We start from the raw sequence: 21,761 nt of genomic DNA on the forward strand, positions 1-21,761 counted from the left end.
CAGAACAAGGAATTCTGTGTCTTTTCTTCACAGGTATGGATAGGACTTTTAATGTCCTCCATAATACTAAACTTATGGAGAGCTCGGAAAGTAGCACCAGGCTTAGGTCAGCCCTAAACAAGGCAGCCCTAGTCGTACCAACCGCGGCTCTCTCCGTGATACTACTCTATCTCGTGATCTGGAACCTCTACTACTCTTTCACGGACTGGTCGCTCTTCCACTCTGTTCCCCAGTTCGTTGGTTTCTTAACATACGCTCAAGCGATGTCGACTCTGTTCTTCAGGAGCTCCTTCCTTCACTCCTTCGAACTCTCAGGGGGGCTCATCCTCGTTGGGAACTTGCTAGGAATCTTCCTCGCTGGACTACTGTACTTCGTTAAGAGCTCGAAGCTTCGGACGGTCTATCTCTCCATATTTATCGCACCTTTAGCCATATCGATGGCAGTCAACGGCGTAATATGGTTGTGGCTGTTCAACTTACAGATCGGGATAGACTGGTTGCTGGTAAGGATCGGACTCCCTGCCCTTCCTTGGCTGTCGTCAACAGCTACAGCCTTCCCCAGCATGTTCCTTGTTACGGTGTGGGCCTACACCGGCCTTGCCGTACTTTTTTACCTAGCGTCCTTTATGGGCGTTGACAAGAGCTTAATTGAGGCCGCACGAGTGGACGGTGTAGGATCTCTGAGGACGTTCTTCAAAGTTCTCCTTCCTAACTCCTCACAAGGAGTTATAGTAGCCACTGCCCTCCTCTTCCTGTTCTCGTTCAAGATATTCAGCCTGCCTTTCGTCCTCAGCGGAGGGCCAACTAACGTCTCGCTTCAGACGGGGGTGATATACATGTATTATCTCGACACCACAGAATTCTTCGCCGAGTCCACAGCGATCGCAACGCTCGTGACGGCGATTGCGGCCGCCGTCGTGATTCCGTTCGCCTTATTGGGCTTGAAGAGGTGGGTAAGGCGTGAGTGAGTTCAGAATAGGTCCAACTGCGAAGGCCTTCCTTCACCAGCTTATTCTGGCTATCTTCGTGGTCGCCTGGGTAGTACCCATATACGCGATGGCTATAAATGGTTTGAAGAGCGAATTCGACGTCACTTCAACCCCGGTCTTCATTCCTCCTCTCCACCCGTCGCTTGCGGCTTTCGCCTCAGTCTGGAGCGAGTTAAACGTTCCGTTACTCAACTCGATCATAGTAGTGATACCAGTCAGCGTGATCGCTACGTTCATAGGTGCCATGGCCGCCTATTATTTCTACATACTGTCAACGTCGAAGAGCAAATCCCTGGGCATCCTAAGCAACACAATCTTCTCCCTGATAGCCCTGGCGACTTTCATGCCTTACCAAGCTGTCGTGATCCCTTTAACTAGAATAGAGGCAAACTGGGGATTACTCAACACCTACGGAGGAGTGATATTCGCCTTTTCCCTGTTTTACATCCCAACCGCGGCCCTCCTCATGTCCATGTTCATGGCCGTCCTTCCTCGGGACATAATAGATGCGTCGAGGATAGACGGGAGTAGCGACCTTAGGACGTTCTTTAAAATAGTAGTTCCACTCACTGTTCCCGGTCTGATATCCACCCTAATATTCAATATAATTGAGATGTGGAACAACTTCTTCATACCTCTAGTCCTTTTTAACGTGGCCAAACAGACCCTCATACCAGTGGCCGTTGAGTCCTTCACTGGAGGCTACGGAACTCTGTACAACGACTCTTTCGCCGCGGCCTTCCTCGCGTCTATTATACCATTATTAATATTTATATTCCTTGGGAGGTACTTCATCAGAGGACTGGTGACATTGGGTACAGGAGGAAAGGGGGCGGTGTGAGGTGGTAGTTACAGTCAAAGTTTCCAAGGTGACTAAGACCTTCAGGAAAGGAAAGACACCAGTGGAGGTGCTTAAGGGAGTAGACCTTGTCATAGAGAGGGGCGCATGCATGGGAATACTGGGACCAAGTGGCACTGGGAAGACCACATTGATGAGGATAATAGCCGGCCTAGAGGTGCCCACTAGTGGAGACGTTTACTTCGACGACAAACTCGTCTCAACTTCTAATAGGATAGTCGTACCACCCGAAAGGAGGAACATAGGGATGGTATTCCAATCGTGGGCCCTTTACCCTAACATGAAGGCCTACGATAACATCGCGTTTGCTGTGAAAAACAGAAAGGGGGAAGAACTCAGGAAGAAGATAGAGGAAATTGCTGAAGTCTTGGACATAAAGAAGGTCTTGGACAGGTATCCACGGGAGCTCTCTGGGGGACAACAACAGAGGGTAGCCCTAGCGAGGGCATTAGCTAAGGATCCCTCCCTTCTAGTGTTGGACGAACCTTTCAGCAACTTAGACGCGAGGATAAGGGACAGTGCTAGGGCTCTAGTGAAGAAGGTGCAGAAAGAGTTCGGTGTCACGGCCATAGTTGTGTCCCACGATCCAGCGGATATATTTTCGGTGGCCGACGTAGCTGGAGTGCTCCTAGATGGCAACTTCGCACAGGTAGGCAGTCCAATAGAACTCTACGACTCACCGGTCTCAGCTAGGGTCGCCAGGCTGGTGGGTGAGATAAACGAACTGGACGGTCAAGTGGAGGGTGGAAAGCTGAAGGTCCTGAATGGAACGGTTGAGGTGAAGGGATTAGATGAGGGAGAGGTCAAAGTGGGGATGAGACCCGAAGACCTCAAGGTGTCGGAGGACCAGGTGCCTGGAATGGTGAGCCTCGGGAAAGTCAGAGTGAAGGTGTCTAGCTACACCGGCAGCTCGTTCAGGCTAGTGGTTTCACCCATTGAAGACGATAGGGTGGAGCTCTACGTTAACTCAGACAGACCAATGGACATAAACTCCATCGCTCTTCTGTATGTAAGACCAGAGAAAGTGAAAATTTTTAGAAAATAGAAATAGAATGGATTTATTTTAGAGCTAAAACTTCCTTATAAAGCTAAGTCCGTTCCTTAGCTGTTTCCCTCATTTCCTCCTCTACGATATTCACCCTCCTCCCTGCTTTCACGTAGACCTCAGGTTTCTTACGCTTAATCCAAAGTCCGTATCCCAACGAGAACAATAGGAAGAGCGCGGAGACGAACACCGCCTGTGTATACGGGAAAATAGGCGGCACAACCGACTCGTAGAGCACGAAGGCGAAAACCACTGTGGCCACTCCCGGCAGGACGTAGTGCTGAATCGGATGAAGGAGTTTCTTCAGGCCGGAATGTCTCTCCTTAAGCCTATAGAACAACGTCATGACAGAAGTGTTTAAGAGGAAATGAGCAACTATCATCCCGACCAACGCGACTGTGGTGAGGAACTCGAATCCGTCTGTAAGGGCATTGAAGACGGCCGTGCTTGTCGCCGGCGAGGTGAGCATTGTGACAGGCGAGACACCGGTGAAGTATGCTATGATGAAGCCCGATAGTACCGCTAAGACGCTGGAAGTCGCGCCTATGAACCAAAGGGAGGTAGATGGAGTGAGCCACTTTGGGTGGATCTTGGAGAAACTCCTCGGAAGCACGCCGTCCCTAGCCATCGCAAAGTACACTCTCCCCGCATTCGACTGCATCGCCACACTGTCGGAGAAGGCAGAGTTTAAAGCGAAGAGGGCCAGAAGGAGCCCTCCGGCTACACCCATGTACTCCGTATATACAATTATCCCAGGGATATTGGAGTTAGCGAAACTTACCATACTGTCTACACCCCATCCCACTGTCAAAGCGTAGGCCACTTCTGTTAACACGGCACCTACTAATAGAACCCCCATTGTGAGTGCCCTCGTTATGGACCTAGAGCTCTTTGACTCCTCTCCTAGGGGGGCCGAGCCCCCGTAGCCTATGAAGCTAGTGATGCCAAATATCATTCCCAGTCCTAGTGCGGCGAAGGGACCACCTTCGAGGCTGAATCGCTTACCGTAAACGGAGGACCAAGCTAACGGATTGAATACGGCTAGCGTGTTGTCAGGTGCCTTAATTATTATGACGGCAGAGGTCACTGCCAAGAACGCCACTTCAGTTAACGCTGCGTACTTCACGTACTTCATTTGAGGCCTTATTCCGAAGGCACTTAGAGCTATCGGAGCTACAACGAAAGCCACTACGAGAGGCACCCAAGTCCAACCAGGAAGAGAGAGCTTGAAGAAGTACTGAAGAACGCCTGGTATCACGACTCCTCCTACGTAAACTGGTATGGCTGCAGTACTTGCCACTTGGTAGAGCACGTAAACCAAACCGCTCACGATGGCTGGGAGAGGACCGAAGGCCGTCGCTATGTAACCGTAATACCCTCCAGCGCTAGCGTGCCTCCGAGACAGATGGTAAAGTGTATTGACCTCCAAGTACATGGTGAGCATGGCTATTAGGAAGGCCGCAGGTGTCAACACGAAGGCGGCTGTTGCCGCTGCCGTCATAAACGCCACAGTATCGCAGGCTGGAGCCATAGCGGCTATCTCCTGAGCTAATCCCTCCAGCACCCCAACAGCTCCCTTCCTAAGTCGCGGAACTTGCTTAGACTCACTCACGTACGTACACCTCTCCTTGCGTCGAGCTTGAGTTCATTCAGGGTTCACAGCTATTTAGGGAAACCCTAATAATATATAAGCTTTTTGAAGATGGAAAAAGAGCATTTGACCCATATCACGGGCTAAGGGAGAACTAGATTGCAGGGTGTTAGGGAACTTAGTCGAGCTGGCAACTCCCTGTCCTAGAGGGATTCTCTCCCAAGGGGTTCTCAGTCTTAGCGCCGATCCAGCTTGAGCCTATGTTAGAGGTTGAGCAACCCAAGAGTTCCTTGGTTGGTGGGTCGAGATCCCTTAGTCGCCCTTTCCGTTGAACTTCCTTAAATCTACTAGGAGGAGAGAAGTTGAACTACTCCCTCTCTCCCATCGTGTCGAAGGATCGTTAGTTTCGCTTAAAAATAGATTTTACGTTGAATTTTAACCTTTACCCTGAAAGATGGGAGTTTCTTTCATCAAATGTGTGATTTAGGCTCATGGATCGCCGTGCTAACTTACCTCACGGAGTTCATCATCCCCAACTAGAAAACGACAGGTGGAGTTAGACTGACGATTGCATTCAAGAGCCAGGTGACGAGTTAGCGTTCCCCGCGAAGGGCCCTCCGCTCGGGGGACCACGTAGTAAACTACCCCGCCCCCTCACGGACGGTGTCTCTGGCGATGAGGATTAACCCCACCTAGACGGAGAGGTTTAATTGATGCTCGCAGGCGGGGCGAGAGTGGTCGATACGTTGCGTCACATACTTTTCGAACTCCTGGCCGCCCACCGGGTTCTTCCACACCTATTTTACCTCAAACTGTGGTCGAATTGATGGGTCTGACCTCCTGCCTGCCCTTAGGGAAATGCTCGTATTCGGATAATCCTCGTGGGTTTCAGGTTTACGTCTGTCGTTCTGTGCACAGTCGAGTAGTTCAAAAACACCAAAGAACTCATCGCTGCACACTCCTCAACGTTCGTGTGTTTAACTAACGTAAAGTCTCCGGTGTACAAAGTATATTAACCTAGCGTGAAAAATCGGTGTTGTGAACTCTGAGTGTGAATACTGGGTCAATGTTGTAAAGAGTAACGTGAGCGCCTCGTTCCCATGCATACCGAAGTTCGTTTCCTCCTGTAGCCCGGCGTATGTGAAAGCGGTGAAAGTAATGGCTTCGCTCTCTACACAGATCCCCGAGGAATGCGTTCCCAAAGTGAGCGAGGAGGCACTGACACTCGCAAGGTCGATAGATGAATGCAAGAGCGTGGAGGACTACGCTAACAGGCTTTCCAGCGAACCCTTCCTAAGAGAGCTCCGTGAGGTACAGGCCAGAACCGATCTGAAGGACTACAAAAAATGGAAGAAGGATTACTTCAAGGACCTCAAGAAGCGATACAGGGAGCTCACTCCTTCCGAGCTAGAAGCTTTGATAGAAGCTTTGGAATTTCGTCTAGAGGAGATCACGGGGACCAAGGCACGTCAAGGGCGGACATGAGTCCTCTCCTCAATCCTGCCTCTGCAGCTTTCACTACCTTGTCTGGGTAGCTTTCAACTGGCTGGAACCATCCAACCGCCGACATCATCTGCAGCTCGTCGGCCCTCTGTTTCAGCCAGAGGGCCACTGCAAGCCCAGCCATGGTAGGCCTGAATATTATGACAGTAGGTCCCAAGGAGGAGCTAGAAACCTTCACGGCATATTTAGATATAGTCTTCCATCGCGTCTTGGTGACTATCCTGACGAGTTCCTTAGCTTTCTCCCTCTCCCCTATGGCGTAAAACACTATCACGGAATTCGTTGGAAGAGGTGTTTAATAACTTTTTCTCTAGTTAGATTATCTTCTTTCAGTTGTCATACCATACATCACAGAGAAATTAGAGAGCAGACCCAGAGCGAGGAAAAGGTGAAGCAAGATAACCCACGGAACCTCGTGGAGGTAGACGAAAACACCCAGGCCTCCAGTAATAATCACGAGCGCTACGTTTCCGATCGCCATTCTCTTCAGTACTGGTGAACGGGCCAAACTCCATGCCAAGACCGATAGAACGAGGAGGACGATCCCAATGAGAACGTGAGGCACGAGCAGAAATGTGGATACACCGAATAATACCATCCCTCCCCCAAAGAGGAACTGGAGGACGGACGCAGCGGCACCTGCCAAGCACAGGGAACTTAACTTCACTCTTCACCTTTCTCTCCTCTCCCTTTATAAAATTCGGTTGTGAGAAATCGATAGAAACCCTATTTAAGGAGATGAAGGATATACGTCGGTAGTCTAGGAGGGCTGAACCAAGTGAACCTAGGAGTCGAGATGAGGGAACAATTCCCAGTAACCAGGAGGTACAAGTACCTGAACCACGCGGCAATATCTCCTCCTCCTCTGTTCGTTTTGGAGGAAGCCGAGAGGTACCTAAGGAACGTGAGCGAACTAGGAACGGAGGAAGTAAATAGAATAGAAGAAGACGACTTCAGGTCGATGAGGGAAGACGTGGCCAAGTTAATAGGCGCAAGCTGGGATGAGGTAGCGTTCGTTCCTAATACAAGCTACGGCTTCAACTTCATCGTTCATGGCTTGGACTGGAGGGAGGGCGACAACGTAGTCACCGACTCCCTCGAGTTTCCTACAGTGGTGTTCCCCTGGCTGAAACTGAAAAGGAAGGTGGAAGTAAGGATCGTCAAGCCAAACGTTGAGACGTTTGAGGACTCTGTCCTAAGCCACGTCGACTCCAGGACGAGAGTAGTGGCCGTGAGCCACGTAGGTTTCAATACTGGACTCGTGGTAGACGTGAAGAGGTTGGCGAGAGAGGCACATTCCCAGGGAGCCTTGATCGTGGTCGACGTTATTCAGAGCGTCGGTGCTGTGAATGTGGACGTAAGGGAAATGGAGGCTGACTTCGCAGTTGCGGGAGGATATAAGTGGCTAATGTCGCCTCAGGGGTCTGGATTCATATACGTCAGAAAGGGATTGCTGGGGGACCCACCGTTTTACGGCTGGAGGACATCTAAGAACTTCGAGTCCTACGATGCGACTAACTTCGAGATAGAGTCCGGACCTAGGAGGTTGGAACCAGGGACAATTGACGTTGCCGCGAACCTTGCTATGGCGAGGGCAGCTCGATTCATCAAGGAGAACTCCTCTGAAGTGTTACAAGCCGTCAATGACCTATCTGGGTACGCTAATAGGAGAGCCCAGGAGGAGGGGTTAGAGGTAGTGACTCCAATGAGGAAGAGAGCGGGTATCACGGTGGTGATGGCCCCCAAGAATAGCGAGCTATCGCGTCACATGTTGGCCAACGGAGTCGTAGTCTCCCCCAGAGGGGGTGGCATAAGAATCTCCACTCACTTCTACAACACCAGGGGAGAGGTGGACGAGGCGGTAAGGCTAATTTCCCAGTGGGTAAGGAGGTCGGGTCAATAGACGGAAGAAATGAAGTTCCTAGCTAGGTCAACACTCGTCTTTACTGGGTTATCGCTCGAGTTTCGCAGGGTCAGCTAATAGTGGTGCTTACATAGAAAGTGTTCTCCAACCCAAAGAACTCCCTCAACCTAGGCCTAACCTTTAACCTGCTGAGAAACCTGTCCAATTCGTCGTAGTATGTGGTGCCGGTCTCGAGGGACTTCAGCTTCTGAACTTAGTTTGACCTCGAGGAACTGGCGAAGAAATAGTAGAAGTAACTCCGTGAGGAATGTTAAACCTTAGTCCAAATACTTATTCCGAAAACGTGATTCAATCCTCTCTCCATACCTCTCGCAAGGGGAAGCCTCCTAAGCTACCAGCCGGTAGACCACGACCGCAGACGCGGGAAGTTTGGATAAGTTGTCCATCAACCTCCTGAAGGATCCCTCAACCAACAGGTCAACGAACGGTTGCGCCATAGTGGAGTAATAAGCCTCTATATTGTGATCTAGAGCCCGTAATCCTGTCGCCAGTAATGAGGTATAAGGGGGTCTCAGATAGGGAGGCTGAGTCAAGGACGACTAGGTCTGATTCCTCAGCCCTGACAACTGCCTTAGTCCATTCCTTTCTGAGGCCCCGAAGTCTGTGTGTTCTGCCTCAGACAGTGTGGTAGGCATGGCAACGTGAGTACCACGAAAGGTGGGGTGGCCCTAACCCCATCTATCACACTCCCTCCACCTAGGGACACCACTGCTTCGTACTTACCGGCAATAACACTTAAGGTCTACCGCTCCTCGAAAGGGCGCGTTTTGAGAGGGTCCTATGATCGTATCTGCGCCAGTTAAGGAAATAACGCAACTTGCTAGTTCTCCTTTCTCTAAACTCCTCGCTCTAACCTCCTCCCCGCCCTAAAGGGTGAGGGTTCCCCGAGGTCTCAGGGCTGAATCCTTTTTCACGTTAAAAGAAACCTTTTTATATTTGATCATGTTAAAATTTTGCGATAAAGACGATCCCTCGTGTCTATGTGGGCTACGCCCAAAAGGGCGAGGGTGATAGCGGAGGTGTGAGTTCCGTGCAGTTGAGCTCGAAGGAGTCCCACGACCCACCGTTAAATCTGGTGGGTGGTTGAGGGCCAAGTCCCTACGCTCGATCGCGAATGTTGAGGTAAAGTTGAAATGAAAGTGTGGGGACAAACGGTAACTAAACCTACCTTCCATTTCACTGAAGGACTCTAAAGTACATTCTCGGTAGTTTACTATGGAAAGTTTACTGCGGAATTGGATATAGAGGACGTACACAACTCATTGTGGACACTCCCTAACTGAAAGCTATTGCGAGACCCTCTAGTACAGTCCCAAACGTTGGACATTGTGGAAGGGTATGGAAAAAATCTACTGGTCCGGTGAGGGATCTCGAGGAATATCTATTAATACGATGTACAGGTTAATGTAAGCGATGAGCTCGAATAGGGTGTCGGGAGCTGAGGCCCTAGTTAATTCCCTCACACATCAAGGCGTGAGACACGTCTTCGGTATACCGGGTACTCACGTCCTCTCAATCTATAAGGAACTGGCGAAACACAGAGAGATCAAACACGTACTGGCAAAGTTCGAGCCTGGAGCCGGTTTCATGGCCGACGGGTACGGGAGGTCGACTGGAGTTCCTGGGGTAACGGTGGTGACGGCCGGTCCAGGAGCACTTGGGTTGGCAGTGGCAACTGCGCAAGCGAGAGTGGAGGGAGCTCCAATGGTCATACTGGCCGGTCAGACCCCCATGCGCACCCGTGGAAAAGGATACTACCACGAGACTCCAGATTACGACGCCATACTATCCACCTTCAAGTCCCTAGCCAAGTGGGCTGCGAGGGCCGAGTCCCCAGAACAGGTTCCTAGATTAGTAGCTAGGGCTTTCAGGAGATCAGTGGAGGGAAAACCAGGTCCAGTATACTTGGAGTTGCCGAAGGACGTCCTCGAGAGCGAGGGAGAGTGGTACGGCTATAGAGTGGAGCAACCAACCAAGTATAGGGCCGACGTGAGCCAAGCGGCGTCGCTAATGCTCTCGAGCTCCTCCCCCGTGATCCTCGCAGGAGGGGGAGTGATCAGGGCTAGGGCCCAGGACAAATTGGCTGAACTTGCCGAGAAACTGGAGATACCTGTGGTGACCACCATTTCAGGGAAGGGTAGCCTACCTCCAGACCACCCTTTCCTTGGTGGAGTAGGGGCCGGTGCATTCGGTGACCCAGATGCCGTAAGGCTAGTTGAAGAAAGTGACCTAGTGATCGCGATAGGTACCAGGTTACCAGAGCTAGGAACTGGAGGGTGGTCCCTCAAAATACGAGGGAGGTTGATACAAGTTGATGTAGATCCTGACTCCATGAGCCAAGTCTATAGACCGGACCTCTTCCTGGTGGGGGACGCGAGAGCCTTCCTGGAGGACCTTGTAAACTCACTGAGGGGTGTCAAGAGCTTCGGTGGAAAGGAGAGAATAGAGAAGGCTAGGAAGGAGGTAGAGGATGTCAAACCAATAGGGTACGACGAGTCGAAGGTCAACCCAGATGACGTGATTGATGCTGTGGGTTCCATTCTTGAACCTGGAGCAGTAATAACTTGTGACGCTGGTTCCAACCAAGTTGCGTCTTTTAGGATAAGGGTGCCCGCTGGAGGAACCTACATCAACCCCACTGGATTCACATCAATGGGCTACGCCATACCAGCCGCCATAGGTGCCAAGGTCTCTCACCCGGAGTCCCAAGTAGTTGCGCTCACAGGGGACGCCGCGTTTCACATGACAGGCTTCGAGTTAGCCGCGGCGGCCGACAATGGAATTCCCATCGCGGTCATCCTCTTCGACGATGGTCTACAGAACGTGCTCAGGATGCAGCAGATGTTTCTTTATGGGGGTGAGACGTACGAGACTTACGTTCACAACACGGATTACTGCGGACTGGCAAACTCCCTGGGAGTCCAATGTGTGAAAGTCGAGGAGAGGAGAGTACTCAAGGACTCGGTGTCTCAGTGCCTGAACTCCAAGACCCCTTGCTTAGTAGACGTCAAGGTGAACCCTAATGCGATTCCAATACCTCTGAGTAGGTACTTCGCGGCTAAGAGTAGACCCTGAAGGAGTCTGGGGGCCTTCCACGGACTCCTGGCTCCTCGACGTAAATGAACCCACCTCCATCGTCTCCAGATGCAGTGGTCACAAACAACTGCGTCAGCTCAGGTCCTCCAAAGGTTACGGAAGTCACTCTGTTAGCAGGAACGGGTAACTGAGATAGGAGGCGACCCCTCTTGGGGTCCCATCTGGAAACTCTGGAACCTCCCCAATGAGCTACCCACAACATTCCCTCCTCGTCCGCCGTGATTCCATCCGGGAGGCCTGTGCCAGCCGGTATGTCGACAGCGACCCTTCTGTTCCACAAAGTTCCATCTCTCCCATAATCGTAAGCCCAAACCTTACCAGTTGGAGTGTCCACGTGATACATTACGGAGTAATCTAGATCCCAAGCGATGCCGTTAGATATGGTCAGAGAAGTCAGTAACTTTTTGGTTTCCCCTCCCCCGACGGAATACAGGGACCCCAGAGGTTCTTTCTCCTCCAAATCCATCGTCCCCGCCAAGAGTTTCCCCCACTTGTCGCACTTAGCGTCGTTGAATCTGGTTCGCTCCGGTTCCCTCAATTCGGCGACTTTAGTCCTTACTCCGTCCCTTATATTGATCAAGAGAACTTCGTGTGAGACTGTCACCACGTAGGTATCCTCAACCGACGGGTTCACGGAGCTCACTGGCCCATCGAAGGGGAGGTAGGAAATCACTTCCCCTGTTTCAACGTACAATCTCCTTGCCCTTATGTCCACCCACAGGAACCTTCCGTCGTGCCACAGTGGCGACTCAGCCAGCTCGCATCTAATGTCTATGTATCTTCTCATTAGAGGAGGAGGACTACTTCGGTTAAAACTCTTACTGCCTGGCCTCTATCTCTCCCACTTGTGGTAGATGTTCCAGCGACACCTTTTCCTCCGCCCTAGTCACTACTATGTACTCAGAGATCCCCATAAGGTGATCTAGAGCCTTCCTGAACCTAGCTTGGTCGTAACTCATGAAGCTCTCGTCTACCACGAAGAAAGGTGGAGAGAAGTACGATCTCGCTGCAGCTAGTATCAAAACCATGGCGATGGTGAGCCTCTCTGAAGAAGAGAGTTTCCTGAGATCCAGCTCCACTCCTTCCCTCATCACCCTCAACTTCTGATTCTCATCTATTATCGCCTCCATGTCGAACCCCATGTCTGAGAGGACCTTCCTCACCGAGCTCGAGAACTCGTCCCTCACCGAAGTCATCCTTCTGACGTACTCTGCCTGAAGCTCTCCTAGTCGGGCTTCAAGCGACTTTATGTCCTCCTCTAGCTCCCTCATCTTCTCCATCACGGATCCAGGTACTCCGACCTCTTGGAGTTGATACTGAAGGGAGGAGAGTTCCTTCCTCAACTGTTCTATCCTCCCAGAGGTGGAGGGGCCCTGCTGCACTACTTGGATGGAGGCCAACTTCTCCTCAAGTTCCCTCCTTTGTCTCTCCAAATCTGCGATCTGGGTGTTTAGGGTCTCCACCCTCTCCTGAAATTCCATCCTTTTCCTTTTGAGAGAGGCTGCCTCGGACTCTGTCCTCTCTAACTCCTTCAGCTTACCCTCGAGCTGGGCCTTCCTATCCGACAGCCTCGACAGCTCCTCTTTAGCAGCTTGGAGCGACCTGTTGAGCTCCCTGAGCTCTGCCTCTATGGCTCCGATCCTCACCTGCCACGTCTGGGGTTCCACGTGAGAGCCGCAGACGAAACAGGTGGAGACTCCTTTCCTTTCCATCTCTCTAGCTTCCTCCAATGCCCTTTCTATCACCCTCACCTGCGCCTCTAGCTCAGCCCTCTTGAGGTTCTTGCTGTTTATTTCCTCCCCTAACTGGTTCAGTTGCGAGGTGATAGACTCCCTATAGCTCGGATCCAGCGCGGCCTCCAGCGACTTCAGCGACTCCTCAACCCTAGCCAAAGACTTCTGTACTCCTTCCAGTTCCATCCTCTTGGCCTTTAACCTCGCGTCTATATCGTTCATCCTGTTGGTCTTGGTCACTGAGAGTGCTTGCGTTGTCTCACCCATCAACCTCGCCTTCTCCTCCTCGCGTTCAAGCTTCCCTATCTCTTCCTCCAACGCCCTCATCCTAGACATGAGCTCGTTAGACTCCTTGTATTTCTTGAGCAATTCCTGGTGTGATTCTCTAAGACGGGAAAGCTCTATCTCAATCTCGTTCTTTTTCGAGAGTATCTCGCTCACTTTAGAGGTTTCCGCCAGGAACCAGCTGAGGTCCTCCTCTCCCGCAAACAACTTAGACACCAACCTATTCTCTGGGGAGAAGAAACCAAGAAGCTCCGCCCTATCGTCATCGATCACAAGCTTCTTCTCTTCTACTAATCGCCTTCCCCTCCTGTATATCCTCCTGTAGAAAGTCTTGCCATCGACTTTAGCCTCGACTATCCCTTCGTCAGCCCTAGCGTTAAGTAGATCCTCTGGAAGTAGTTTCGAGGTCATGAGAGAAACTATCGCCCTTGCCAAAGAGGTCTTGCCGTAGGAGTTTGGCGCCGTATATAGGTTGATACCCCTTCTCAGTTTAAGGTCCAGTTCCCTGAGTCCTCCTATGTTCCTTACTTTGAGCTCCATCTCATGTAATACGGTTGTTCTCACTTTAAAAAGTCTTGTGCAGAAGACTGTAATTAATAGGGACATTTTTACCAGCAAAGCGGAAAGCTTTAACGTGAGGAAAGCCATATTCGACTCGGACACTGCATCAGATGACACAGTGGCCATGTTTTTGGCGTCTAGGTGGTTCCACCTCCTCGGGGTCACAGTTGTGGCGGGAAACGTGGATTTCCTCCAAGAGGTGAGGAACGCGGTTTTCACAGTCGAGGAGCTGGGGCTAAACACCGACGTCTACCCTGGCTCTAGGAGGCCTATTCTGGGGAAGTGGAGGACCGTCCCAGAGGTACACGGAGCCAACGGGATGGGTTCGCTAAACGTGGTAGAGAAGGGGAGAGCTTCGGAAGAACACGCAGTCGACGCGATCGTTAGGCTTTCAAAGGAGTACCCCAAGGACGTGGAGGTCCTTGCCGTCTCCCCGTTAACCAACATAGCTCTGGCCTACCTGAGGGATCCCGAGTTAGTAGACAGGGTGAACAAGGTCTGGATAATGGGCGGTGCGCTCTGGAGGGGTAATACGACTCCGTCAGCGGAGTTCAACTTCTGGGTCGATCCCGAGGCAGCATCAATCGTACTCAGTGCTGGTTTCGACGTGACCGTAGTTCCTTGGGAGGCCGCCGAGATGTGTGCCGTAGTTGACGACGAGCTTTGGACGGAGATAGGAGGACTTAACACCAAGACCTCCAAGTTCTTCCTCGAGGTCAACGATGCGCTGAGGAAGTTCTCAAAGGCGCAGGGAAACCCTGGTAGCGTTCACCCAGATACACTCACTGTTATGGTGGCTGCTCACCCGGAGATAGTGAAGGAGTCAAAGAGGGTGTTCATTTCGGTGGAGACTTGCTCAGAGGCGAGAGGAGCTATGATGGTTGACAGCTACGGTCTCACGGGTAGGAAGGCCAACGCTGAACTAGTATTGGGGTGTGATCCGCTCACCTTCCGTCGGCTCCTCCTTGGGGAGCTGTCTCGTTAGGTCTGCACTCGGCGTAGACGACCAAGTTCACTCCCCTAGTCCTCATTCCCTTGGAGTCTATCGAACTAGTGAGTTGACTCAAGTCGACATCTACGTCGACTATTTCACCAGTGTCAAGACATATAACATTGGCGTGTGGTTCCTTCCTGAACTCGTACCAAGTCACTCCCCTCGCTTCGAAAGAGTTAAGGAGACCCGACTCTCTGAGCGCTTCCAAGGAGTTGTAGATCGTGGAGAGGCTTATGCCGGGCTCACTCTTCTTCAACATCTCGTATATCTGTTCCCCAGTGTAGTGTCCTCCAGAAGACACCACCCTCAGCACAGCTAGTCTTTGAGGGGTTACCTTCAGCCCCTTGCTCCTCAGCTCCTCTGCTAAGTCCATTCCTAACCTGTAGTCATTTGCAACTGACAGCAATTTAAAACTTTCTTGAGTGAGGAGACCTCAAGTTACCTATAGGTCCCTCAGCATCGACTCGAATACCTGGTTAAGCTCCCTTCCAATATCGTCAATTCCCCATTCTGAGAACACCTCAATGGGGGCGTAGTACTGTACCGAAACCCAGTCCTTAGATTCAAAGACGTAGATCCTCAAGGGAGGCTTCCGTTCTAATGCTTATGTATTCAGAGAAGACCCTCTTGGCGTAATGAGGTATAAATCCCTCGAGAACGAAATTCCAATCACACTCTAGGCCTGTCGCCTTCAACCTCTCTTGGGCGTTTATTTAGACACTATCGCGAGCCCGTTCTCTGTTATTGTCTCCTCTAACCGCCTTAAAGTGGTCTGCGTGGTGATTTCCTGATTATCGTGAGAGGAACAGGCTAACGGGGTTTTAAGATTGGTATGAGATAGCCAAGGGAACTACCACGCCTTTATGGACTGGGCGTCCTCGCGGTGAGTCCCGCTCCTCGGAGGAACCTCGATCTCCTTACGTAGCGGAGGTTCCGTGGAACCTTTCTGTGAACAGCGTGGAAGGGAGGTTGCGGAGGGTTTCCTATCTACAGGCTTGAGTTCCCCAGTCCCGAGGGTGCGACCCAGCTCTTTCAGTTAGGGTCTAAGAATTATTTGTTTTCATTATCATAAAAACATTTCTATAAGGGAGGTTGTCCACCCTCACGGAAGGGGACTTCCGCCCCTTCAGCCGACGTTAAGTTAAACCGTATAGTAACTGAGGGTACTGTATAGGTCTGACTTACTCGAAGCCCCAGACATCCCAGGAGGTTCATGCTCACCAACATAGATCCTGTCGCACCTCACTCCAGCTGCGGTATTCCTTCGAACACCCCTGGTGAGTTGGGGTCATTCCACGTTGAAGGGCCCATTCTCCCCACTCCAGGAGGGTGTGGGCGTTAGTTCCTCGTCCCTCAAGTAAAGTCGGAGGGTGTCCTAGAAAATTGCCGAAGGTCACTAGCCCTTTCCGCGAAGGGTTTCCCAGATAAGTTTCACACACATTAGCTCCAATTCCGCGTAATTGTTTGAAAACCACATATTTTTAGCTAAGTGAGATCAGGCATTGAAAATGAAGTGGGCCTACATAGTGCTGGGCTGGGTACTCATCTTTCCAGAGCTATTCGTCAGGTTGGCCTACGGGATCACGTTGAAGCCTTTCCTCGACTCCATAGGAGGGACCTACTTAGTAGGTGGGGCGGTGTTAGCGGGATTTTACGTTGGATACATGGGTGGCAACATACCGCTGAGTATCCTTGTTGATAGAAACGGATACAAGATCCTTTTTCTGGAGATGTTAGGTACAGCAGTTGGAGCACTTCTCTTCGCAGAGGGTAGGAATGCACTTACGGCAGCGTCGGGGATGTTCGTGATGGGACTCTGTTCGGCTGCCACCTACACCGCTTCGATGAAGCTAGTCGTGGAAAACTCGGACAGCTATAAGAGCGTATCAATAGGGCTACTTGAATCGGCCGGTCCTTCTGTCCTTCTGTTGTCTGGTGCACTGCTCCCGAGAGTCATCTCGACCGCTCCTTGGCAGGACGTATATCTGTCGGTTGCTGCGATCTGCGGAGCTGTGGCCGTTCCGTTCTACTTCTTGAAGGCGGAAAGGAGGGGACCAGAGAGTTCTGCCAGGTCTCTCCTCCTCAGTAGGAGGATTTGGGGTTGTCGGTGGTGAGGTTCTTCGGCCTCTGGGGGGTCTGGGGGATCTCAACTTGGTTATTCACCCTCCTGAGGTTAGTTTACGGCTTCTCGGCCACCCAGTCTGGACTATATGTGACCCTCTTCGGTGCGGTAGGGATCCTTTCTATACCTGTTGCGGGCTTAATGGCCGACCTAACGCGATCCAGGAGAAAGGTTACCCTCATCCTCCTTACAGCTTTCTTCGTTACCGCCTTCCTGTTTCCACTCACTCCACGTGCCGAGGTGTGGGTGACTACGTCCATCTTAGGCTTCTTAGCCTTTGCCTACCGTTCTCCGCTGGACACCATAATAGCTGAGTACAGGAGGGGACTGACTGCCACTTCGATGGGAGTCGCCAACACGGTCTCTCAGGCTAGCCAGGTGGTGGTGCCTATACTAGTGGGTTCCGTGCTCACTTTCTCCAATATGTATTGGACCGTGTTTCCCATAGTGGCCCTAGGGCCGGGGCTAGCGACCCTCATCCTTTGGAGATTGAAGTGACATTCAAAGGGAGAGCAGCCCGTTAAGAAAGGGGTTCTCCATCCTCTCAGCAGCGAGTGTGGTGGAGGAGCCGTGTCCTGGATAGACGATGAGGTCGGGTAACCTCTTGAGCCTCTCTAGGGTGGTCGAGAGTAGCTGGGGAGACCCCCCGAAGTCCGTCCTCCCTACTGTTCCCTTGAAAAGAGTATCCCCGGTCAATATGAAGTCTAGTCCAACTACGCTGATGCTTCCCATCGTATGTCCAGGAGTCCACAGGACTTCTACCACTTCATTCCCCAACTCGATCACCTCTCCATCCCGCACAGTTGCGTCCACCTCCGGAGAGGGAATCCTCTCCCCTAGGAATCTCTCAGTCCACGTGGATAGTTCCTTCACTAGTGGCACATCGTTCTCGTGGACTACGTATTTCGCCCCTGTGGACTCTCTAACTACTGACGCCGACATAACGTGGTCAAAGTGACCGTGAGTTGATAGGATGAGCTTTAAACGAACTTCCGCCTCATCTAGGAACCTGAGGATATCCTCTGGATCTCCCCCTGGGTCCACCAAGATTCCTTCATTGCCAGAACGTATAAGGTAACAATTTGTGCGAAGAGGGCCGACCACAATCCATGTAACTTCCATAGTAAATGTCACGCTTTCGAGCCTATAAAAAGAGACAGTAAAACTGAACAGTACGAGGAGTCTAGTCGAAAGTTCAGGTCAAACGGCGGGCTCTCGATACAGTGAGAGAACGCACAAAAACTTTTTAAAAGTTTAGAAAGCGTATTTCGCAAATGGTTCTATTTGGGGTACTACTCTATATCCATATAGGATCTGCCTTACTTTGGGTTGGGCCAACTACTGGAGCCTACCTCTTAGTCAGGGAGACGGATAGTGTAAAGTTAGTTAGAAAGTACAGGAAGCTAGTGGAGTTCGTGGAGGTTCCCTCCGCTACTCTCCTATTCCTAACTGGGCTGCTTATGTCTTGGTACCTCGGGTTCCCGGGTTGGACGAAAGTGGCCTTGAGTATGGGACTTCCAATAGCAATTGTTGAGGGCCTGCACTACATGACGTGTTCGAGGGCATCTAGCGGAAGTGAACTAAGAGGGGTTATCGACTCCTTGGTGGTTTTCTGGACCACTGTAACTCCACTCCTCCTGTTCCTCATGATATTTGAACCTAAACTTTAGGGCCCAACCGCTTTTATCTCTTGAGGGAAAACTTCTCCCCATGAACAAGGATGTAGGAAGGGCTGCCGAGAGAGAGCTAGTCAAGGTATTGAACGCTGCTGGCTACAGGGCGGTGAGGATACCGACGTCCAACTCTTCACCGAATCCCCTGCCGGACGTTTTCGCGGTGAAGGGGAACTTGCTCTTAGCGTTCGAAGTGAAGAGTAGTTGGGAGGATAGGGTTAAAGTCAGATCCCTTCAAATACGGAAGTTGTTCGAGTTCGTTTCACTTTTTCCCATGACCGGAGTACCTGCCGTAGCGGTGAAGTTCAAGAAGATAGGCAGATGGAAGTTTCTACGAGTGAAGGGTTTAACTGACATAGTGGTCACGTTGGAGGGAACACAGTACCTAGAGGAGCTATTGACTCCGGGTGTGGAAAGCCTTGAAAAGGTAGAAAAGTTCAGGGAGCAGGAGAAAGCTCTAGCTGATTTTTAAACTTACAGTGCCTAGCTGCCAACCAATTCACTTCTCCCGTTTAACCTCAACATCTATAAGTCTCACCCGACTCAATGGACTACCATGAAGATCGTATCCACTCTCAGGCTACCCGAACAATGCATGCAACTGTTGAAGGGAAACCAAATAATAGAAGGAGACCTCTCAGAGGTATCGGATGCAGACGTCCTCATGGGATGGCCCAACGAACTCTCGTCTATAGTGAGGAGCTCAAGTAAGTTGAAGGCAATCCAAACCTTCTCCGCAGGGGTGGAGGCTCTGGACTTCAGGGCGGTTCCAGAATCGGTGAAGGTGTTCTCTAACGCAGGTGCGTACGCCGTGCCTGTGGCTGAACATGCATGGGCCCTGGTTCTGGCCTTGGCCAAGCGGGTCGGGAGAAAGGACAGAGGAGAGAGCTATGTCGTGACAGGTAAAACTCTACTCGTGCTAGGTGCGGGAGGAATAGGATCAGAAGTAGCTAGAATAGGCAAGGCGGCCTTCTCAATGATCACGATAGGAATTTCTAGGTCCTTCAAGAGACCCGAGTTCTTCGACGAAAGGTACCCATACACCGAGGTGGACAACCACCTTGGGAGAGCAGACGTGATAGTAAATGCCCTTCCCTTGACGAGACAGACGGAGGGGTTCCTCAACTGGGAGAGGCTGTCGAAGGTGAAGGAGAAATCCATAATTGTCAACGTAGGCAGAGGAGAGACGGTGGAAAGAGATGCCCTAGTGAGGCTATTGATGGAGAGGCCGACCGTCAGGTTCGGGACCGACGTCTTCTGGCGCAAGGACGGAGAGGAGAACTTCCAGGATCCGCTCTGGGAAGCGGAGAACTTCACTGGCACTCCACACACGGCTGGCGGTTACGCGAACAGGGAGGTATTGGAGCATGCGAAGCTCGCTGCCTGCGAAAACGTGAGACGTTTCGTGGAGACGGGGAGAGCCGAGAACGAGGTCAGGAGGGAGGATTACCTCACTTAAAGAGAAGAACAGACAACAATACTAGTCCCGAGCCGATCAGTTGAAGCAAAGATAGGCCAACGCCGCGATCGCGAGAAGGGAGAATCCGTTCCAGTTCAATTGTCGGTTCACTCCTTTCTAACTAGGACCCTTGTGGTTCCGGCCCTTAGCACCGCGATCGTGTACTTATCGGGAAAACTAGAGGGAGTCACGTAAAGGGTGGTCTCCACCACCAGCTCGCCCAACTTCTCATCCACCTCCTCAAACTCCTCCCCCCTACACTTAGGACACACGGCCCTCCTCTCGAAGGTCTCCTCCCCACAATTGATGCATTTGTAGACGATCAAGGTTCCACCCCGTAGATCGTGACCGTACTACAGTTACCAAAGCCCGCCATACTCAGAGATAGGCCGACTGAGGGGTTTCTCACCTGCCTCTGCCCCGCCTCCCCCCTGAGCTGCTGAAAGACCTCCACGGCCTGGGCAACTCCACTTGCCCCTATCGGATGCCCCTTGGATACCAGTCCTCCTGAAGTGTTCAGGGGAAGCTCCCCGTTCAAGGCAGTGTACCCTTCTTCTGAGTACTTCCAAGCCTCTCCTCGCGGCAGGAGTCCAAGAGCCTCGGACTGGACTAGCTCCAGGACAGTCGCCATGTCGTGGAGCTCAGCGAAGTCAACCTTTTCCGCTTTGGCACGCCTGAACGCCTTAGCTCCTGCCTCCCTTACGGAACTAAGGTCGAGCAGGTCGTCCCTAGAGGTGATGCTGGTGGACATTGAGGCAGTACCTATCCCCCTTATGTAAACGGGCTTATCAGTGAAACTCCTCGCCTCATCGTCTCCTACGAGAAGTAGCGCCGCCGCTCCATCGCTGATGGGACTATACTCGTAGACCCTCAATGGATCTGACACCAAGGGAGAGGAGAGAACCTCTTCAACTGTAACCTCCTTCCTCACGTGAGCGTACGGGTTGAGAGCTCCGTTGTGATGGTTCTTGACCGAAACCTGGGCCAAGGCCTCTCGTGTCGCGCCATACCTGGACATGTAGAGCTTCGCAGCTAGAGCAGCCAAAGAGGGGAGGGAGGGCCCTGTCGCCCTCTCCCTCGGTGTGAGCAGGGAGGATATCACGGCCGTCACGTCCCGTGTCTTAAGTGTGGACATCTTCTCTACGCCCACTACGAGGACCCTCCTGGCCGTTCCAGACGTTATGAGGGAGCTGGCCACCAGCAAGGCGCTTCCCCCACTGCCACTGGTGTTGTCTATCCTAATCGAGGGAACGGCATCCAATGAGAGATAGGTGGTTAAGAGGGTGTTCAGCCCCGAAGTCGAGGTGAACTCGCCAGAGTAAGTGTTGGACACAACAACGAAGTCGACGTCGTCCCAACGTCCTCTTAGTACAGGTAGGGCCGCCTCAGCAGCGATCTCCATGAGTCCTTCCTGTCTCTTTCCGAACTTGGAGAGTGATGCTGATACGATGGCAGGCATAGGGGAGCTTATCAGCTCCGCTTAAAAACGCTGCCCCCTGTTCCACGGCCTGAACTTCACAGCCAACAGGGTTCCAACCAAGGCACTCAGCACGTTAACAACGAGAAAAATGCCCACCCTAGTGTTCAGAGGATAAGTGTAGGACAGATCTATGAGCCCCGAGAGGAACAGGAGGGATACAGCGGTGTAGACTGCCACGTCGCCCACTTCGTTCTCTTCCCTTATCCTCCTACTGCGTGGTAAATTGTAGGATATGAAGCCGCCGTACACTATCAAGCAGATCACTAGGGGAGCCCACTGACCAGACGCTGCGGCAAAGAAGGGACTGTAGACGATCCCCCAATCGACATGAGGGGGGTAAAATAGTTTAGCGACTAAATCAGTTACCGTTATAATTACAGAAATGAATAGGGAGAAACCCAGTGCTGGGAGGAAATTCCAAGAGTACTTGTAGGACAAACTCCCCAC

Annotated in this window: 24 protein-coding genes; 12 read left to right on the forward strand and 12 right to left on the reverse strand. The window is 51.7% G+C overall.

The features are described 5' to 3' along the window. Positions 1-74: 74 nt before the first annotated feature. Genes glcT through glcV form a run of 3 tightly spaced genes read left to right on the forward strand, consistent with a single transcriptional unit; the run spans position 75 to position 2,893 of the window. Positions 75-968: a glucose ABC transporter permease GlcT gene (gene glcT, locus HS1genome_RS10290; RefSeq protein ID WP_126450975.1), complete on the forward strand. Its 894-nt coding sequence runs from the start codon at positions 75-77 to the stop codon at positions 966-968. After that, the gene (glcU, locus tag HS1genome_RS10295; protein WP_229768208.1) at positions 961-1,830 is read left to right on the forward strand and encodes a glucose ABC transporter permease GlcU; all 870 of its coding nucleotides are present in this window, start codon (positions 961-963) and stop codon (positions 1,828-1,830) included. Before glcT ends, glcU begins: the two co-directional genes overlap by 8 nt. A gap of 1 nt (position 1,831) precedes the next feature. Next, on the forward strand, positions 1,832-2,893 hold the full coding sequence (gene glcV, locus HS1genome_RS10300; RefSeq protein ID WP_126450976.1) for a glucose ABC transporter ATP-binding protein GlcV: 1,062 nt from the start codon (positions 1,832-1,834) through the stop codon (positions 2,891-2,893). A 43-nt stretch (positions 2,894-2,936) separates the two neighbouring features. Here the strand turns inward: glcV and HS1genome_RS10305 are convergent, their stop codons facing one another. Beyond that, positions 2,937-4,505: an APC family permease gene (locus HS1genome_RS10305; protein ID WP_229768209.1), complete on the reverse strand. Its 1,569-nt coding sequence runs from the start codon at positions 4,503-4,505 to the stop codon at positions 2,937-2,939. Between the two features lie 1,017 nt (positions 4,506-5,522). Here HS1genome_RS10305 and HS1genome_RS10310 point away from each other — a divergent pair. Next, on the forward strand, positions 5,523-5,969 hold the full coding sequence (locus HS1genome_RS10310; RefSeq protein WP_126450977.1) for a hypothetical protein: 447 nt from the start codon (positions 5,523-5,525) through the stop codon (positions 5,967-5,969). On the opposite strand, the gene HS1genome_RS10315 is transcribed toward HS1genome_RS10310, so the two are convergent. Together HS1genome_RS10315 and HS1genome_RS10320 are read right to left on the reverse strand one after the other, a co-directional pair. Then, positions 5,935-6,261 (reverse strand): hypothetical protein, encoded by a 327-nt coding sequence (locus HS1genome_RS10315; protein ID WP_126450978.1) that lies wholly within the window; start codon positions 6,259-6,261, stop codon positions 5,935-5,937. The genes HS1genome_RS10310 and HS1genome_RS10315 overlap by 35 nt on opposite strands. 45 nt (positions 6,262-6,306) lie before the next feature. Next, on the reverse strand, positions 6,307-6,654 hold the full coding sequence (locus HS1genome_RS10320) for a hypothetical protein (RefSeq protein WP_126450979.1): 348 nt from the start codon (positions 6,652-6,654) through the stop codon (positions 6,307-6,309). A 129-nt stretch (positions 6,655-6,783) separates the two neighbouring features. On the opposite strand from HS1genome_RS10320, the gene HS1genome_RS10325 reads away from it, so the two are divergent. After that, positions 6,784-7,890: an aminotransferase class V-fold PLP-dependent enzyme gene (locus HS1genome_RS10325; RefSeq protein WP_126451410.1), complete on the forward strand. Its 1,107-nt coding sequence runs from the start codon at positions 6,784-6,786 to the stop codon at positions 7,888-7,890. A 347-nt stretch (positions 7,891-8,237) separates the two neighbouring features. Here the strand turns inward: HS1genome_RS10325 and HS1genome_RS13410 are convergent, their stop codons facing one another. Beyond that, positions 8,238-8,444, reverse strand: a complete 207-nt coding sequence (locus tag HS1genome_RS13410) for an iron-containing alcohol dehydrogenase (RefSeq protein WP_126450980.1) — start codon at positions 8,442-8,444, stop codon at positions 8,238-8,240. An 880-nt stretch (positions 8,445-9,324) separates the two neighbouring features. Here HS1genome_RS13410 and HS1genome_RS10335 point away from each other — a divergent pair. Further along, positions 9,325-10,986, forward strand: coding sequence for a thiamine pyrophosphate-binding protein (locus tag HS1genome_RS10335; RefSeq protein ID WP_126450981.1), 1,662 nt, complete (start codon positions 9,325-9,327; stop codon positions 10,984-10,986). Here the strand turns inward: HS1genome_RS10335 and HS1genome_RS10340 are convergent. Beyond that, on the reverse strand, positions 10,970-11,794 hold the full coding sequence (locus HS1genome_RS10340) for an SMP-30/gluconolactonase/LRE family protein (RefSeq protein ID WP_126450982.1): 825 nt from the start codon (positions 11,792-11,794) through the stop codon (positions 10,970-10,972). The genes HS1genome_RS10335 and HS1genome_RS10340 overlap by 17 nt on opposite strands. 31 nt (positions 11,795-11,825) lie before the next feature. Beyond that, a complete protein-coding gene (locus HS1genome_RS10345; RefSeq protein WP_158613809.1) occupies positions 11,826-13,565 on the reverse strand; it encodes an archaea-specific SMC-related protein in 1,740 nt (579 codons plus the stop codon). Between the two features lie 94 nt (positions 13,566-13,659). Here HS1genome_RS10345 and HS1genome_RS10350 point away from each other — a divergent pair, with 94 nt between their 5' ends. Next, complete coding sequence (locus HS1genome_RS10350; protein WP_126450984.1) at positions 13,660-14,571, forward strand: nucleoside hydrolase; 912 nt, start codon at positions 13,660-13,662, stop codon at positions 14,569-14,571. Here HS1genome_RS10350 and HS1genome_RS10355 read toward each other — a convergent pair. Together HS1genome_RS10355 and HS1genome_RS12155 are read right to left on the reverse strand one after the other, a co-directional pair. Next, a complete protein-coding gene (locus HS1genome_RS10355; RefSeq protein ID WP_126451411.1) occupies positions 14,531-14,953 on the reverse strand; it encodes a Fur family transcriptional regulator in 423 nt (140 codons plus the stop codon). The two genes, HS1genome_RS10350 and HS1genome_RS10355, sit on opposite strands and share 41 nt — an antisense overlap. Positions 14,954-15,022: 69 nt before the next feature. Continuing rightward, a complete protein-coding gene (locus tag HS1genome_RS12155; protein ID WP_158613810.1) occupies positions 15,023-15,163 on the reverse strand; it encodes a hypothetical protein in 141 nt (46 codons plus the stop codon). 925 nt (positions 15,164-16,088) lie between these two features. Here HS1genome_RS12155 and HS1genome_RS13110 point away from each other — a divergent pair. Both HS1genome_RS13110 and HS1genome_RS13115 read left to right on the forward strand, forming a co-directional pair. Then, positions 16,089-16,694 carry an MFS transporter gene (locus tag HS1genome_RS13110; RefSeq protein ID WP_126450985.1) on the forward strand — a complete coding sequence of 202 codons (606 nt, stop codon included), beginning with the start codon at positions 16,089-16,091 and terminating at the stop codon, positions 16,692-16,694. Next, positions 16,688-17,200 (forward strand): MFS transporter, encoded by a 513-nt coding sequence (locus HS1genome_RS13115; RefSeq protein WP_269470943.1) that lies wholly within the window; start codon positions 16,688-16,690, stop codon positions 17,198-17,200. The genes HS1genome_RS13110 and HS1genome_RS13115 overlap by 7 nt, the downstream gene beginning before the upstream one ends. 3 nt (positions 17,201-17,203) lie before the next feature. Here HS1genome_RS13115 and HS1genome_RS10370 read toward each other — a convergent pair whose 3' ends face one another. Further along, on the reverse strand, positions 17,204-17,824 hold the full coding sequence (locus HS1genome_RS10370) for an MBL fold metallo-hydrolase (RefSeq protein ID WP_126450987.1): 621 nt from the start codon (positions 17,822-17,824) through the stop codon (positions 17,204-17,206). Positions 17,825-17,976: 152 nt separating this feature from the next. On the opposite strand from HS1genome_RS10370, the gene HS1genome_RS10375 reads away from it, so the two are divergent. The 3 genes from HS1genome_RS10375 (at position 17,977) to HS1genome_RS10385 (ending at position 19,834) form a co-directional block, all read left to right on the forward strand. After that, positions 17,977-18,372, forward strand: a complete 396-nt coding sequence (locus tag HS1genome_RS10375) for a hypothetical protein (protein ID WP_126450988.1) — start codon at positions 17,977-17,979, stop codon at positions 18,370-18,372. A gap of 40 nt (positions 18,373-18,412) precedes the next feature. Next, positions 18,413-18,847: a Holliday junction resolvase Hjc gene (gene hjc / locus HS1genome_RS10380; RefSeq protein WP_126450989.1), complete on the forward strand. Its 435-nt coding sequence runs from the start codon at positions 18,413-18,415 to the stop codon at positions 18,845-18,847. Positions 18,848-18,931: 84 nt separating this feature from the next. Continuing rightward, positions 18,932-19,834: a 2-hydroxyacid dehydrogenase gene (locus HS1genome_RS10385; RefSeq protein WP_126450990.1), complete on the forward strand. Its 903-nt coding sequence runs from the start codon at positions 18,932-18,934 to the stop codon at positions 19,832-19,834. Between the two features lie 107 nt (positions 19,835-19,941). On the opposite strand, the gene HS1genome_RS10390 is transcribed toward HS1genome_RS10385, so the two are convergent. The 3 genes from HS1genome_RS10390 to HS1genome_RS10400 are packed head-to-tail and all read right to left on the reverse strand — an operon-like array spanning position 19,942 to position 21,761. Then, entirely contained in the window at positions 19,942-20,160 is a 219-nt protein-coding gene (locus tag HS1genome_RS10390) for a zinc ribbon domain-containing protein (RefSeq protein WP_126450991.1), read from the reverse strand. After that, positions 20,157-21,293, reverse strand: a complete 1,137-nt coding sequence (locus tag HS1genome_RS10395; RefSeq protein ID WP_126450992.1) for a thiolase family protein — start codon at positions 21,291-21,293, stop codon at positions 20,157-20,159. The genes HS1genome_RS10390 and HS1genome_RS10395 overlap by 4 nt, the downstream gene beginning before the upstream one ends. Before the next feature lie 21 nt (positions 21,294-21,314). Then, entirely contained in the window at positions 21,315-21,761 is a 447-nt protein-coding gene (locus HS1genome_RS10400) for a hypothetical protein (RefSeq protein ID WP_126450993.1), read from the reverse strand.

It is taken from the genome of Sulfodiicoccus acidiphilus (genome assembly GCF_003967175.1).
Classification (GTDB): Archaea; Thermoproteota; Thermoprotei_A; order Sulfolobales; family Sulfolobaceae; genus Sulfodiicoccus; species Sulfodiicoccus acidiphilus.

Bases quoted from the DNA above. Each gene is read 5' to 3' on its own strand.
- HS1genome_RS10340 (WP_126450982.1), bottom strand. From the start codon at position 11,794: ATGAGAAGATACATAGACATTAGATGCGAGCTGGCTGAGTCGCCACTG.
- HS1genome_RS10355 (WP_126451411.1), bottom strand. From the start codon at position 14,953: ATGGACTTAGCAGAGGAGCTGAGGAGCAAGGGGCTGAAGGTAACCCCT.
- HS1genome_RS10345 (WP_158613809.1), bottom strand. From the start codon at position 13,565: ATGGAGCTCAAAGTAAGGAACATAGGAGGACTCAGGGAACTGGACCTT.
- glcT (WP_126450975.1), top strand. From the start codon at position 75: ATGGAGAGCTCGGAAAGTAGCACCAGGCTTAGGTCAGCCCTAAACAAG.
- HS1genome_RS10375 (WP_126450988.1), top strand. From the start codon at position 17,977: ATGGTTCTATTTGGGGTACTACTCTATATCCATATAGGATCTGCCTTA.
- HS1genome_RS13110 (WP_126450985.1), top strand. From the start codon at position 16,089: ATGAAGTGGGCCTACATAGTGCTGGGCTGGGTACTCATCTTTCCAGAG.
- HS1genome_RS10335 (WP_126450981.1), top strand. From the start codon at position 9,325: ATGAGCTCGAATAGGGTGTCGGGAGCTGAGGCCCTAGTTAATTCCCTC.
- HS1genome_RS10325 (WP_126451410.1), top strand. From the start codon at position 6,784: ATGAGGGAACAATTCCCAGTAACCAGGAGGTACAAGTACCTGAACCAC.
- HS1genome_RS10395 (WP_126450992.1), bottom strand. From the start codon at position 21,293: ATGCCTGCCATCGTATCAGCATCACTCTCCAAGTTCGGAAAGAGACAG.
- hjc (WP_126450989.1), top strand. From the start codon at position 18,413: ATGAACAAGGATGTAGGAAGGGCTGCCGAGAGAGAGCTAGTCAAGGTA.
- HS1genome_RS10385 (WP_126450990.1), top strand. From the start codon at position 18,932: ATGAAGATCGTATCCACTCTCAGGCTACCCGAACAATGCATGCAACTG.
- HS1genome_RS10370 (WP_126450987.1), bottom strand. From the start codon at position 17,824: ATGGAAGTTACATGGATTGTGGTCGGCCCTCTTCGCACAAATTGTTAC.